Source organism: Flavobacterium sp. (assembly GCF_030146175.1).
GTDB lineage: Bacteria > Bacteroidota > Bacteroidia > Flavobacteriales > Flavobacteriaceae > Flavobacterium.
Map to the genome: position 1 here is coordinate 1 of NZ_JASLCE010000021.1, position 15,089 is coordinate 15,089.

At 40.0% G+C, this 15,089-nt stretch carries 12 protein-coding genes and 1 pseudogene; 8 read left to right on the forward strand and 5 right to left on the reverse strand.

Annotation, left to right across the window (positions count from 1 at the left end):
- A pseudogene (locus Q1R07_RS02255) lies at positions 1-760 on the forward strand (restriction endonuclease); the annotation flags it as partial.
- Between the two features lie 11 nt (positions 761-771).
- Here the strand turns inward: Q1R07_RS02255 and Q1R07_RS02260 are convergent.
- From Q1R07_RS02260 to Q1R07_RS02275, 4 genes are all read right to left on the reverse strand, one after another.
- Positions 772-2,202 (reverse strand): glycosyltransferase, encoded by a 1,431-nt coding sequence (locus tag Q1R07_RS02260; protein ID WP_300485593.1) that lies wholly within the window; start codon positions 2,200-2,202, stop codon positions 772-774.
- A gap of 10 nt (positions 2,203-2,212) precedes the next feature.
- Positions 2,213-3,034, reverse strand: coding sequence for a hypothetical protein (locus Q1R07_RS02265; RefSeq protein ID WP_300485595.1), 822 nt, complete (start codon positions 3,032-3,034; stop codon positions 2,213-2,215).
- A 26-nt stretch (positions 3,035-3,060) separates the two neighbouring features.
- Entirely contained in the window at positions 3,061-3,426 is a 366-nt protein-coding gene (locus Q1R07_RS02270) for a response regulator transcription factor (protein WP_300485597.1), read from the reverse strand.
- A gap of 66 nt (positions 3,427-3,492) precedes the next feature.
- Positions 3,493-5,484 (reverse strand): ATP-binding protein, encoded by a 1,992-nt coding sequence (locus Q1R07_RS02275; RefSeq protein ID WP_300485599.1) that lies wholly within the window; start codon positions 5,482-5,484, stop codon positions 3,493-3,495.
- A 163-nt stretch (positions 5,485-5,647) separates the two neighbouring features.
- Here Q1R07_RS02275 and Q1R07_RS02280 point away from each other — a divergent pair, with 163 nt between their 5' ends.
- From Q1R07_RS02280 to Q1R07_RS02310, 7 genes are all read left to right on the forward strand, one after another.
- The gene (locus tag Q1R07_RS02280; RefSeq protein WP_300485601.1) at positions 5,648-6,145 is read left to right on the forward strand and encodes a hypothetical protein; all 498 of its coding nucleotides are present in this window, start codon (positions 5,648-5,650) and stop codon (positions 6,143-6,145) included.
- A 42-nt stretch (positions 6,146-6,187) separates the two neighbouring features.
- Complete coding sequence (locus Q1R07_RS02285) at positions 6,188-7,918, forward strand: tetratricopeptide repeat-containing sensor histidine kinase (protein ID WP_300485603.1); 1,731 nt, start codon at positions 6,188-6,190, stop codon at positions 7,916-7,918.
- A complete protein-coding gene (locus Q1R07_RS02290) occupies positions 7,911-8,657 on the forward strand; it encodes a response regulator transcription factor (protein ID WP_300485605.1) in 747 nt (248 codons plus the stop codon). The genes Q1R07_RS02285 and Q1R07_RS02290 overlap by 8 nt, the downstream gene beginning before the upstream one ends.
- 351 nt (positions 8,658-9,008) lie before the next feature.
- Positions 9,009-10,397, forward strand: coding sequence for a hypothetical protein (locus tag Q1R07_RS02295; protein WP_300485607.1), 1,389 nt, complete (start codon positions 9,009-9,011; stop codon positions 10,395-10,397).
- Between the two features lie 71 nt (positions 10,398-10,468).
- Complete coding sequence (locus Q1R07_RS02300) at positions 10,469-11,566, forward strand: phosphotransferase (RefSeq protein ID WP_300485609.1); 1,098 nt, start codon at positions 10,469-10,471, stop codon at positions 11,564-11,566.
- A complete protein-coding gene (locus Q1R07_RS02305) occupies positions 11,559-12,509 on the forward strand; it encodes a T3SS effector HopA1 family protein (RefSeq protein WP_300485611.1) in 951 nt (316 codons plus the stop codon). The genes Q1R07_RS02300 and Q1R07_RS02305 overlap by 8 nt, the downstream gene beginning before the upstream one ends.
- Before the next feature lie 11 nt (positions 12,510-12,520).
- On the forward strand, positions 12,521-13,741 hold the full coding sequence (locus Q1R07_RS02310) for a lanthionine synthetase LanC family protein (protein ID WP_300485613.1): 1,221 nt from the start codon (positions 12,521-12,523) through the stop codon (positions 13,739-13,741).
- Between the two features lie 83 nt (positions 13,742-13,824).
- Here Q1R07_RS02310 and ilvA read toward each other — a convergent pair whose 3' ends face one another.
- The gene (ilvA, locus tag Q1R07_RS02315; RefSeq protein WP_300485615.1) at positions 13,825-15,087 is read right to left on the reverse strand and encodes a threonine ammonia-lyase IlvA; all 1,263 of its coding nucleotides are present in this window, start codon (positions 15,085-15,087) and stop codon (positions 13,825-13,827) included.
- Between the last annotated feature and the right edge of the window lie 2 nt (positions 15,088-15,089).

Sequence of the window (15,089 nt, forward strand, 5' to 3'; positions counted from 1 at the left end):
TAAAAACAAACCTATAAATACTTTTTGTAGCTATGAAGAATTTGGTTTGAATGGTCTAGAAAATAGACTATTAAAAAAAACTTTAGTTTTAATTCAATATTATTTGCCTAACATAAAAAATATTCAATCCGAAAAGTACACCTCTGAAATATTCAATTATATTACACCTGCTTTTGAATTTGTTTCAGAAGAAGTCAATCTTCATGATATTAAGCATACTAAAACTAATGCTTTTTATAAAGAATATGAAGAGGCTATTCAACTAGCCAAATTGATTTTAAAACGATTTGGTTATAACATAACAAATACTCAAGAACGAACTATTAAAACTCCTCCATTTTGGATTGACATGAGTAAATTGTTTGAGTTGTATGTTTATGGAAAACTGAAAGAAAGATTTATTGAAATTGGAGAAGTAGTATATCATCAAAAATTTAATGGTCTTGAACCAGATTTCATATTAAAATCAAAAGATGGAAAATATAAGATGATTATTGATGCAAAGTATAAACCAAGATATAATTCTCAAAATATAGAATTAGAAGATATTAGACAAGTTAGCGGATATTCCAGACTGAAATCAATATATAAATATCTCAATATTGAAACTAATCAAGTTATTGATTGCTTAATAATTTTTTCGGATCAAGATTCAGAAAGACAAAGTTTTAAAAACGATTTTGATATGATTGAAATTAAAGATTATGCTCATTTTTATAAAATTGGAATCGAATTACCAATACATGCTAAGCTAAGTTAGTTCCTCTATTTCTACTTCTTCGTAAACCCCTTCCGGGTCATTTCGCCCCAACCACTGGTGCCTTTTATTTTGTCTTTATAGCCCACTAAAGCTGCATATACCGTTAGCGGATGGAAATAGAACGGTTCGATAAAAGCTGCCAGTAAAAGTTTTAAAAAATCGGCTTGTTTGGGGTATTTATGGTAGGTACGCTCTTCGCAGTATAAGGCGATAACCGAAAAGAAAATCGCAAAAGTATAGACAAACAGCACCAATAAAAAGAAAAAATGCCAGTTGAGTAAGCCCAATACTAAAAACACTAGTGTCGTGATCACTCCGATAAATTCGATTCCGGGTGCCAGGAATTCAAATAACGTCCAATACGGAATACTGATCATTCCCAATAGTTTGTATTTCGGGTTCAGGCACATTTTTTTATGGAAACTAAGCGTTTCGATGGTTCCACGCATCCAACGGCTACGCTGTTTTTTAAAGATCTTAAAATCCTCCGGAGCTTCCGTCCAGCATAGCGGATCGGGAATATAACTGACCGAATACGGCAATTTGTTTTCGAGCATATGACGACGCATGCGTACAACCAGCTCCATGTCTTCGCCTACGGTTTTTGTACTATATCCTCCCGCCAGTAAGGCGATTTCTTTATCGAACGCTCCAAAAGCACCACTGATCAATAATAATCCATCGAGTCTTCCCCATGCCATTCGTCCCAAAAGGAAGGCGCGCAAATATTCCAAAACCTGAATTCGGGATAACAATCGGTCCGGAACGTTGACTTCGACCATACGGCCGTTTTTAATCACACATTGGTTGGCAATCCGAACTACACCTCCGGTCGCAATAATTCGCTTGCCATAGGATTCCAAAAAGGGTTTTGCCAGCTTAAGCAAGGCGTCTTTATCCAGAATACAATCAACGTCGATACAAACCACATAAGGATATTCAGCGATGTTTAGTCCGGCATTTAGCGCATCGGCTTTACCACCGTTTTCTTTATCGACTACAATTAGTTTTTTAAAGGCTGCATTTCGGGAGCGGTATAAACCTCGGATTTTTTGCGTTTCGATTTTGGAATGGACTTCCAATTCCGTCAGCTCCAGATCATAGGTTTTGATCAGAATTTCCATCGAGTTGTCCTTACTCCCGTCGTTTACGACAATTACCTGATAGTTATTGTAATTTAACGATAATAAGGATTTCACATTTTCTTCAATCGTAAATCCCTCGTTATAAGCCGGTGCAATCAGCGAAAGTTTGGGTGCAAATTCACTGGTGAGCAATACGTCGTAGTCGACAAAACTGTTCTTTTTAAGGTAGCTTCGCAATTCTTTTGCGGACAAATACGCCAATATCAGGTATGAAGACATGATCAATATTGCATAACCCAGAATAAGGTTTAAATAAAGATCGATAAAGAATAGTAATTCATCACTTAAAAAAGTCATCTGCCTAGGGTTAATCGGTTAATTGCTGCAATACGCTTTGCGCTTCATATTTTAGAAAAGTGTTTGGTGCCTGTACTGCCAATTGTTCGACAAATGGCACTTTTTGCGTCAGTTTTAGCTCTTTGATCAATTTTAATCCCAACGCCACTACAGTGGTATTTTTGGATTCCAACAGCTCTTCAATGCCCTGCGTATCCCCTATATCGTGTTTTTTAAACGCCGCTATAATATTGACCTGTGTCCAGTCGTCGATCGGATACGGATGTTCGGTAAGGTGTATGATCCCTTTGGTGCCTTCCAGTTTGATACAGGCGTTGATGGCTGTAATTTGCAGCGTTTTGTTCCGCGCTTTGGAACTGATCAGTATGGTATCGAAAACTTCGTGAACGTTCATTTCAGCCAGTTCGGTAATCCCTTTGCAACGAACATCCCATTTCAGACTTTTAAGCTTTTTTAAGGAGTCGTTTTTTAATCCGGAATCCTTATAAAACTGTTCCAGCTTTCGCGCATAAACACCATCGTAATTTTTATGAAGATTGATAACCGATTCTGTAGTAAATTCTCTGAAAAAACGGTTATCCTTTAGCATTTTATAATTTTCATTCTGAATGATATCCGAAAACGGAAGGTCTTCAAAAACCACCGCAAACAGTAGCTTATCGATTAGTATACCGTACTCCGCGCGAAGTCTTTCATTTTTTATATGGTTGTTCCGACTGCCAATGATCAACAGATATAAGAAAACGGAAGCCGCCACAAACAGGCAAATGGACACGATTAAAAAAGGTTCGTTCCATGTACCATGTGTATAAAGTTCCCAAAGGTGTTTCATTCTAGCAGCGTATATTATAAATTGTATTAAATACGAATACCCAATAACTTATTTATACGCACTAAAAGCACCGCCGGGCTAACCGGTTTGGCGATAAATTCGTTGGCACCTATGTCGAAAGAATCCAGTTCGGTTTGTTCCACGCCGGAAGAAGTGAGTATAATTACCGGAATATCCGATTGAATCCGTTGGCGGATATATTGTGTAATTTCCATTCCGCTAATACCCGGCATATTGATATCGGTCAATACCAAATCGTAATTATTGGCTTCAATAGCTTCCAGTGCGTCTTTACCATCTGAAAACTGATCAACCTCATACCCTTTCGATTCTAAGAAAAAAGATAATGATTTGCGTAGGATATCATTGTCTTCCGCTAAAACTATTCTCATCGATTTCATATTTATTTTGGAGCGAACTTTTATATAAATGAGATAAAACTGTCTCTTATTGTTCTTTTATTGTACTTCTCTTAAATATTTAACTACGTCAACTATTCCGCTTTGCAGGGTATTGATTTCATCTACTCCCATTGCTGTAAAACGTTCCAGTAAGGCTTCTGCTTCGATAACGGATAAGCAATTGCTAAGATCGGCCAGCATAAACATATCCAGGCTGGATTTCATATTGTGCGTTAGTCGTTTTACTGCGTCATAGTCGTCTCTGGAAAAAGCTTCCTGAAGTTGCGCTACGTCGGCCGGGATTTTTTCAATAAAAAGATTGATGATTTCCTTTTTGAAATTCTGATCGCCACAGGCCGTTTCGTCAATAAACGACAAATCGACTTTTCGTCTACGCGCCAGTTTGTTATCCGGATTTAAAGCCGCTTTAATCGCATCCAAAAGCATCGCCTGTTTAAACGGTTTGGGCACATAGCCATTCATACCCGCCTCATAACAACGTTCCTGTTCGCCAATAAGCGAATGTGCCGTCATGGCTATAATCGGAATCGTGGCCTGCATTTCATTTCGGATATACTCGGTGGTCTGATAGCCGTCTTTAACCGGCATTTGAAGATCCATCAGTACTAAATCGTACTCGTTTTTCGACAGTAGTTCGATTCCTATTTCACCATTTTCGGCTATATCCAATTCAAAACCAAAATTATGAATCACGCTTTTTGCCAGTTTTTGGTTTAAAATATTGTCTTCGCAAAGCAATATCTTAAGTTTCCCTAGACTTTCTCCGGCAGCTGTTTCCGTTTTGGTTTCGATATAATCCGATTTTTTATAGTTCAGTACAAAGAAAAACTCGGAACCTCGTCCAACTTTACTCTTTACCTGTAATTCGCCATGTTGCAGTTCGATCAATTGTTTTACAATGCTAAGGCCCAATCCCGTACCGCCAAATCGTCGTGTGGTACTTTCTTCCGCCTGTGTAAAACGTTCGAAAATCGTTTTTAGTTTTTCTTCCGGAATACCAATTCCAGTATCTTTTACCGAAAATTTAAGTGTATAATTGTCTTCCGTTTCTTCCAGCATCTTTACCGAAACGGTTACGTCGCCATCTTCGGTAAACTTAAGTGCATTTCCGACAAGGTTCACCAAAATCTGGTTTAGTCGGCCCTGATCACCTATTACGTGTTCCGGCATATCGGCATCTAAAAACAGATTGAACTCAATGTCGTTTGGAACTTTAACCTTTAACAAATTATAGACATGCTTTAGTGTCTTTTTTAAATTAAACGGCTCGGATTCAATGGTTAAATTACCGGATTCGATTTTCGAAAGATCCAGAATATCATTAATGATCAATAACAAATTTTCACCGGCTATTTGTACGCTATCGATATAATCGTGCTGCACTTTATCCAATTTTGTCTGCGCTAAAAGATCGGTAAAACCGATTATGGCATTTAGCGGAGTTCGGATTTCATGACTCATATTGGCCAGGAAACTGTCTTTTGCCAAAACCGCTCTATCGGCAATTTTTTTCTGAGCCGCAAGTTCGATGTTTTTGGTTCGCAATTCGAGTAGGTTGATCACGTGTTTCGCTACGATTGACAAGGCATTTCGCTGGTTTTCGTTAAGCTCTTTGGTCTCGTGATCGATCGCACAGATCGTTCCGATATTATAACCATCGGGTGTGGTTAGTGGAATTCCGGCATAAAACCGAACCTTAAAACCACCGGTCACATTCGGATCGTCCTTAAAACGGTCGTTTAAAAAAGTGTCGTTGATTTCCACCATTTTTGTTTCCATAATGGTATACTGACAAAACGAAATTTCCCTTGGTACTTCCGATACGCCAATTCCAATTTCCGATTTAAACCATTGTCGGCTTGCATCGATAAAGGAAATATGAGCGATGGGTACGCCACAGATATACGAAACCAATTTGGTAGCATCGTCGAAGGCATTATCCGGAAGCGTATCCAGGATATTATAGCGTTTTAGAGCAGCTAAGCGTTCCAGTTCGTTTTCGGGCAAGGGATAGGGTTGCGTATTCATAGTATTAAATGGGAAAATGCATAAATACAAAAATAATTCGAGAAAAAAGACTGCAAAAAAATTTTGTACCGGATGCCGTGACTTCCGCAAAATTCTTTACTTAAATACCCAATACCAAAAACGAATTTGTTAAATAAATCAATTATCTTTATACGCCGTATAAATGACCACTTTCGACCAAACCAAACTAAACCTTACTATTATGAATACGTCAACACCAAAAGCATCTAAAAACCTCAATCGGTTAAAGCCTTTACAAATCACGCAGATCAATACTAAGAGTATGGGACTTTCCGGTATTGTTAGGACTGCCGATCACCTGGAACCTATGGTATCCGCTGAAATTCAGGATAACGTCAACGGAAGAGTGATCAACATCAAGATCGTCGTTTTAATTCCGCAAACCTTGTTAGGACAAGAGCCGATTACGCTTTATCAGGATCTGGATAATCCTCCGAAAAACGAATTAAAACTGATTGTAAAATCGAATAGTAACGAACTCGTGGCTCCGGAATATTACCCCTGGTATGTTAATTACCTGCATCCGCTTTCCGAAAGTGATAAAATAGAAATCATCACAACCCGTATCGAAGATCTTATCCCGGATGACGCCAATCCGAGAACTTCCAGAGGAACCATGACACAGGTATTACAAAGTTAAATAGCAAACCGAAAATCAATCCGTGTTTCGTAAAGACACCCTATGATTTCCAACAACAAATCCGTATTTTTTTTCCTGTTCCTTTTAGTGCCCTTCTTTCTTTTTTCGCAAAAACAGCCTTCCCTGAATGCTGTACTACTAGAGAAAGCAAAGCAGTATCAGGACCAGCGTTATTTTTATAAAGCGCATCAGTTTTTCCTTGAAAAAAACTGGGATTCCACTTTGGTGTATTCCATGAAACAACTGGCTTTGCCAAACAATGCGGAAGTTGCTGATTATTGTCATTATTTCAGGGGATTCAGTTTTAAAAATAAAGTGCTGAATCATGAGGCGCGAAAGGAATTTGAAACCATTTCCAAAGCGTTCCAATTCTATTATAAAGTCAGTCTATATCTGGGTGAAATCGCCCTTGAAGAAGGCAATTATAAAAAAGCGATTACTTATTTTACCGAAATTGACAAACTGCCTCCGGCCGACGGTTACGATTTTAAAAAGGGTGTCGTATACCATAACATCGGACTCTCCTATTTGCACCTCAACAATTTTAAAGATGCCGACACCTACCTTTCCGAAGGATTTTCTTTATTGCAAAAAGAGAAAGACACCGTATCGCTTATCGTTGCGTATATGAACATTGCCAACCTCTATTACGAACAATATAAGGACAATCTGGCGATTCCCTATTTTGAAAAAGCCTATGCGCTATCCAAAAAGATAAAAGATCCGCAGCTCAAAATGAATGCGGCGCTCAATATGGCCGTGGTGGCCGAAAACGATAAGCATTTTAATACGGCACTAACCTATCGGAAAGAATATGAAAACTGGCGGGATTCGCTTAATGATCAAAATAAAATATGGGCGATAGCCGATTTGGAAAAGCGGTTTACCGTCCGTCAGAAAGAAAAAGAAATCGACGTACTTGAAGCCGAAAACAAGCTTAAAATTGCCGAAAGGAATGGCTTTTTTTATTCGTCGGTGCTTTTACTGATCCTGTTTGGAACGGGCATTTATTTTTACCGTCAGAAGAGTAAAACCAATAAAATCATCTTGTCGCAAAAGAATGAGCTGGATGCACTAAATGCGTCGAAAGACCAACTATTTTCGATTGTTAGTCATGATTTGCGTTCGTCGGTAAATGCCTTAAAAAACAGCAATGACAAATTGTTAAAAAGCCTCGAGAATAAAGAGTATCACGAACTGGATAAACTGTTACACCACAACAGTGCCATCGCCAACGGTTCCTATAATTTATTAGACAATCTGCTTCACTGGGCCATGTTGCAAACCAAACAGTTTTATTTCCACAAGGAATCGGTACACCTACTTTCGATCGTACAACAGGTTGCTTTTAATTATAAACCACTGCTGACCGATAAAGACATTCATTTTGAAAATCAGGTTCCAAAAAGTGCTTTTGTATTGGCCGATCAGAGTTCGTTAAAAATCGTATTGCGAAATCTTTTGGATAATGCGATAAAGTTTACTCCGGAAAAGGGTCGTATCTTTATTACGGCTGAAATTACTGATGATCATTGTATTCTTTGTATGGAAGATTCCGGCGCGGGAATACCTTCGGAACTATTGAATCATTTGAATAATGAAACCTTTAGTGCTTCTAAAAAAGGAACTCATGAAAAAACCGGTACCGGATTGGGAATGCAACTTTGTAGCGATATGATCCGTAAAAACGATGGAAAAATGCTAATTGAAAGCACCGAAAATAAAGGAACTACAATCCGTATACAATTACAAAAAGTGAATCCAAATGAATAATGTAAGCGTACTTATTATAGAAGATACTCCGGCTGAAAGTGATGCGTTGGTACAAGTGCTTACCGAAAACAACTATACCATTGCCGGTGTGGCCCGAACTTTTAGTGAGGCTTTGGCCTTGTTTTATCAGCAAACGGTCGATATTGTGATCATTGATGTTTTCCTAAACGGAAATCCCGACGGTATCGCTTTTGCCGAAACGATAAATATTGCGCCTGATGCCGCCCGACCTTTTGTGTTTCTAACGAGTTCGAACGACCGTCAAATCTTTGATCGCGCCAAACTGACCAAGCCTTTTAGTTTTTTGCTAAAGCCTTTTAACGAACTGGAAATCTTATATGCGCTGGAAATTGCCATCGAAAAATTTTACGGGCAAACCAATGTTTTTCTTAGTGATGATCAGGATACGGTGGTTAGTAATGATTCACTTTTTATAAAAAAGAAAAACACGCTCAAAAAAGTGCGCATTGACACTATTATCTATATTGAAGTCGAAGAACGCTACTGCAATATCATTACCGAACACGAAAAGTTTGTGATTATGATTTCGCTCACCAAGCTAAGCGAACTGTTGGAAAGCAGCAAATTTGTACGTACGCATCGGAATTATATCGTAAATACGAGTAAGATCGAAGAAATCGTACTTCCCGAAAACCTGCTGATCCTGCAAGGCAACCACAAAGTAACCCTTAGTGATAAGCACAAGGATTTCCTTAGAAAATTCAATATCCTGAAATAAACGCTACAGCTCTATATCGATAACGCTTCCCAAACCGGAGGCGTTTTTTTATGGCTCGATTTTCCATACAGCGATTTCCGGCCTTCATGTCAATAATTCCCGTCCCCATATCATTTCTTTCAAAAACGCTATCCTGCAACTGTAATTTTAGTATCGAAAACAAAAGAAAGCTAGCAGATTTTGTGTTCCGACTTAGGGAGAAACGATGCCCTTCCTGTTTACGCTGCATATAATTAACCCGTTTATGCCAGATCACAGGAAACATCTTCTACTAAGTCAACCGAAATAAAGTACAGGGATGTATGCCGAAAAACCCTAAAAAAGAGTAGGCAACTATATAACCAACAAATCATGTCAAAAATAGCAATCGTAGAAAATGGTGCCGTATATGAAGGATACGACAGCATAAACGCCATTCAGTGGTGTTCTCCTTCCTTTTTAGGCTGTAGCGTCTGTGTGAGCGCAAGCGCCGTTAAAGGAATGGTTACCATTTCCGTTGGGTTTAATACGCCTTTTGGAAATGTTAGCAAAACGTTTAATTTTAATTCGAATGTTAGCTACACCTGGCAGCCTTTAAGCCGCTTTAAACTAACGATAAGCATCACCAATTTTAACGAAGCCGGTGGTGTTTTTAGTTTTGATTTAGGCGCAAACCCATGTGTGGAAGTTCCGATTATGGGATGGAAATGTTTTATGTTTAGCCATCATTTTGAAGTGCCTCTAGTACTTACAGGTATCCAAAATGATATCGATGACAGTCAATTTGCAAGCATTCTGGCGTTCCACTCCGGAAATGGTTTCGATGAAGCAAGTGGTTCGTCTTTATTAAAAGGGGATATTTACAATAACTACCTGAATCAGGGGAATATCTTTACAATTCCTCCTATATGCGGACCAACCAGACCTTGTATGCCAACAATACCGCCATTGGTATGTGGTGGTGGTGCAGAAGCATCGATCCCAACCCTTCCGGTAGTTTCCTGTATTCCTATTCCGACAAGACAGTGTGTGCCAACCATCACTTCCTGTGTAACCGGAATCCCGTTTATTTGCAATAGTGCAGCACAAGGTTATCCTACGACATTACTTCCGGGATGCCAACACATTACTACGCTATTACCGGGATGTCAGCATCCTACAACATTATTACCAGGTTGTCAGTCGGACGATTCGCAGGTAATGTTGTCCAAATCAAACGTAGCGGATGCCGCAACGCCAACCCTTCCGGTTGCATCCTGTATTCCTACAAGACAATGTGTTCCGACGATCACTTCGTGTGTAACGGGTATCCCGTTTATTTGTAACAGTGCTATACAGGGAAGCTTTCCAACAACATTGCTTCCAAATTGTCAACACGTTACAACCTTACTTCCAGGCTGTCAGTCAGGTGGTGTTCAGGGTACCGCCAACGTTCCTACGATTCCCGTAGCGTCTTGTATCCCAACCAGACAGTGTGTACCTACCATCACTTCGTGTGTAACCGGTATCCCGTTTATTTGTAACGGTCTGCAGCAAGGTGGTTTCCCAACTACTTTACTACCGGGTTGCCAGCATGTAACAACCTTAATACCGGGCTGTTTGCATCCTACAACACTAATCCCGGGTTGTCAGTCAGGCGACGTAAATGCAAGTGCTTTACCAACTTTACCGGTTAGTTCCTGTGTAAATACAGCAGGTTGTGTTCCGTCATTGCCTTGTGTTCCAACAATGAGCTGTACCGGAATTCCGTTTGTTTGTTAATACTCCTTTGTTTTCTTACCGCGGGGCTTTGCTCCGCGGTATTATACCCTTTTACTAAAATGTCCCCACTTATGCAACTAACACCCGAAAATATATACCGCTTTTTACACAAACGACAGCTTATTGATAATGATGCCGTTGTAAAAGGAAACTTTATGGTAATTCCCGCCAATACCCGAAATACGATTTTAAAAATAATGGTTGGAAAAGACAACTCTTTGTTTGCCAAACAAATGGGAAAAGACCCGGTTTCTGTAAGCCAGTTTCAACGGGAAATAAACGCCTATGCCCTATTTAAAAACAATGCCGAATTTTCGACGCTGGCGCATCTTGTCCCGGATATGCTCGACTATGATGATGAAAACAATATTCTGATTACAAGGCTACTACCCGATGCCAAAAACCTATCCGAGTATTATATGCTCACTAAAAACTTCGACCTTACTCTTGCCCGCGAGCAAGCCCATATATTATCGGCATGTCATGTCGTACCCGATGCCAAAACCGACACTTCCGGGTTTCCGAAAATGGTACCCTGGGTACTGCGTCTGCATCAATTTAGAGCCGCCGATTTTTTTGTCGGAAATCAGGCCAGTACCGAAATAATACAATTGATCAAAGACAACAGCGTTTTACAAAATGCCCTTATTGATCTGGCCGATTCCTGGCAGTATACCCATCTGATTCACGGTGATATCAAATGGATTAATTTTCTGGCGACAACAAATGATACTAATCAACTGACTCAAAAACTTATCGACTGGGAACTGGCCGATATTGGCGATCCGCTTTGGGATGTTGCCGGTCTTCTGCAGTCCTATATTTCCATATGGGTGTTGGGTTTTGACAATGCCAATCCTTATTCGAATACACTACCCGATTATATGAAACCGTTTGATATGCGGGCATTACAACCTTCGGCACAGGCTTTCCTAAAGGAATATATTACCTTACAAGCCTATCCAACCGAATACCACCCTTATTTTTACGACAAAGTTATGCGACTCACTGCCGCAAGGATTATTCAAACCAGCGTGGAAGCAACTACGTTTAACAGTAAGATTGAAGCCAATTATATGCGTTGTATTCAGTTGGCTTATAACATCATGAAAGATCCAATGACTGCACTGGACGAACTTTTTAATATAAAATCATTCCACCATGTTTAAGGATAAAACGATACTTAAAGAGCTAACCCGGATTATTGATCAAATCAAAATCGAAGCTACGCATATCCATTACAATGGAAAATCTTTTCCGATTACGTCTGAAAACGCCGTTACCGTACTCACCGGCTTGCTATATTCGGAATGCTATATGCTAAAAGAACGCTATCAGTTACAACCGTTACAAAATTTTGATCTTCTACAAAACGATGCCAGTGGTTTTATTCATCTTCTTTCCCAAAACAACCATACCAAAGAAAAACTGGAACAGGGTTGGGTAGTGAAACATACCCATACAAACGGCTATGTCGAAATCGTCCGAAACAATGAAAAACAAATCGTAAATGCATCCGCTATAAAAAAGCTTGCTCCCGGAGAACAAACCGTTTCGGTGCTTTTTCCAAAAGAAGACCGCTACCGACAGCCTACTTTTTATTATGCCTTTAGCAATGCGCCTATGGATACGATCACAAAACTGGTTCGTATTTACTGGAATTGCACACGTGAAGGTGCTCCCGTATTACTTGACGTCCTAACAACCCGGTTGAATCAGTATAACATTCCGTTTCTTTTTAAGTGTCTGAGTCATCCGGAACATTATTTTCGTCGTGATGCCGCCGTTTTATATATCGACGACAGTCTTATGCCGCTTCTGGAACGGATACTGCCCGAACTGGTTTCCGCTATGGAACCTTATCTTGAAGAAGATGTTCCGCTTTTTTCCTATCGCCACAGTAAAGGCATAGGCATAGCCGAAAACCCGAGCGCACAGGAAAGCTTTGGTATGAATCGCATGACTATCGTGGCGGAAACATTACTTCAAACTGCATCAAAAAAATTACCGTCTGAGGCCCTCCTTCACGAGATAGCAAGTGCTTTTCAGAAAAAGGGAATTAATCCCTTGGCAACCTACCTTAATAAAGGATCCAAAATCCTGTTCAATTAAAAACAAATAGCATGAACACAACCGATAAAACCATTTTTCTGGAAACCGCCTGGGACATTGCCTCTGAACTTATAAAAAGTAGTATCTGGCAAGGCGATTCCTGTACCTGGCAGGGGTATTCCATGGAAGCCGTAAACGGAAAATACGAAGGCATTCTACGGACATTCGGTGCCGATATCTATTCCGGAACTTCCGGTATCGCATTATTTTTAGCCGCTTTGTATTCGGAAAAGAAAGATGCTGTGTTACTAAAAACAATTGAAGGTTGTTTGTCGCAGATGACCGCTTTGATGCATACGGCACCCGATCACGGTTTTTATTCCGGGAAACCCGGTATTGCAGCCGCTTTGATCAAAATTGGAAGTCAACTGGAGCGAAACGAATTTGTTACCGCCGGAATCCGGTTACTGGAAAGTATTCCGGTAGCTTCGTTAGAAACTTATGAAATAGATGTGATTAGCGGTGCTGCCGGTACTATTCCGGTACTGTTGGATGTGTCCAAAACGTATAGTAATCCTGTACTTCTGGAAAAGGCCATCGCGCTTGGTGATTTGCTCTATCATTCCGCAGAAAAAAATAAGGACGTATGGTCATGGCGTACCGTTCCGTCGCAAAAGAACCTTACCGGTTTTTCACACGGATCGTCCGGTATTGCACTGGCACTGCTTCAATTATATAAAGCGACAGAAAACCCGCAATTTCTGGAAGCTGCGACGGGTGGTTTCAATTACGAAAGACAGTCGTTTGATGCCTCACAACACAACTGGCCGGATTTTAGGGATGGCGTATCAACGACCTACAATACGGTTTGCGGTTTGGCCTGGTGTCATGGTGCGCCCGGTATAGCTTTATCCCGATTAAAAGCCAATCGGATAAAACCGGATAGTACTTTTGAACAGGAGACGTTTACGGCACTAACCACTACAAGAGACAACATTTATCACAATCTTATGGATAACCTTAGCGGTACCAATTATTCGTTGTGTCATGGTATTGCCGGAAATGCTGAAATACTACTGGATTGCAGTTCGGAACTCAATCAACTGGCAGAAACCGTAGGAACAGCCGGCATTTACAAATACAAAACAAACCGACTTCCGTGGCCAACGGGTGTCAATAGTGGTCAATATACTCCGGGATTGATGATGGGAATCGCCGGAACCGGCTATTTTTACCTTCGATTATTTGATTCGGAAAAACACAAATCGTTACTCTTACCCGGATGTTACTAAAATGGCCCCATAATTTGTTTCCATATACTATTTTAAACCGAAAATCCTGATCGTAAAAAATCAGGATTTTTATTTGGAGTATTTTAAACCAGTAAATTCATTAATAGCGGTTTATCGTTTAAGTAATTGACATAAAAATCGTGTTGCTTCATTTTAGACAATAACGGTTCAAAATCTTTATATTGTTTGACGACAATGCCAACAACCGCCATTCCTTTTTCTTTTGAATTTTTCTTCGTGTATTCAAAATAAGTGATGTCATCGTCCGGTCCGAGTACTTCCATCACAAAATGGCGTAAAGCACCCGGTCGTTGTGGAAATTTCAGCAGAAAATAATGTTTTAATTGCTTGTACAACAATGCTTTTTCTTTTATTTCTTCCATCCGGGTGATATCGTTATTACTTCCGCTAACGATACATACGATATTCTTAGCTGTTAGCTCCTCTTTATTATAACTTTTAAGTGCTGCAACCGACAAAGCGCCCGCTGGTTCTACTACAATGGCATCTTTGTTATATAGTAACAGAATCTCTTCACAAACTTTACCTTCAACCACGGTTACGATGTCGTGCAAGGTATTTCGGCAAATTTCAAAAGTATAATTTCCAACCTGTTGTACTGCAGCTCCGTCTACAAAACGGCTAATCACATCCAAACGAACCGGTCTTCCGCTTTCAATGGCTTTTAACATACTGGCGGCTCCATCCGGTTCCACTCCGATAATTCTGGTTTCCGGCGAAAGCATTTTAAATACGGCGCTTATACCCGCTGCCAGTCCACCACCTCCAATGGGTACAAAAATATAGTCAATCGGTTCCTGAGCCTGTTCCAGTATTTCCAAGGCAATGGTAGCCTGTCCTTCGATAACAGCCGGATCGTCGAACGGATGAATAAAAACGGCATCCTGTTTTTTGCTAAAAACAAGAGCTGCTTCTTTGGCTTCATCAAAAGTATCTCCGAATAAAATCACGTCTATATAATCTTCCCCAAACATCTTAACCTGTTCCAATTTTTGTTCCGGAATGGTTAAAGGCATAAAAATGGTACCTCTGGTTTTCATCTTCTTACAAGCCAAGGCTACCCCTTGGGCATGATTCCCGGCACTGGCACAAACGACTCCTCTTGACAATTCTTCCGGAGAAAGCGAAATCATCTTATTATAAGCCCCTCGTATTTTATAGGATCGCACCGGTTGCAAGTCTTCACGCTTTAAGCTGACCCTAGCATTTAAAGCGGCCGATAAATTCACATGATATTGTAAGGGTGTTTTGAGAATTTCTTTTTTTAAATTGTTCGCTGCTATACGAACAGTCTCAAGTTTTGGAAAATAGATACTGTTTTTCATTA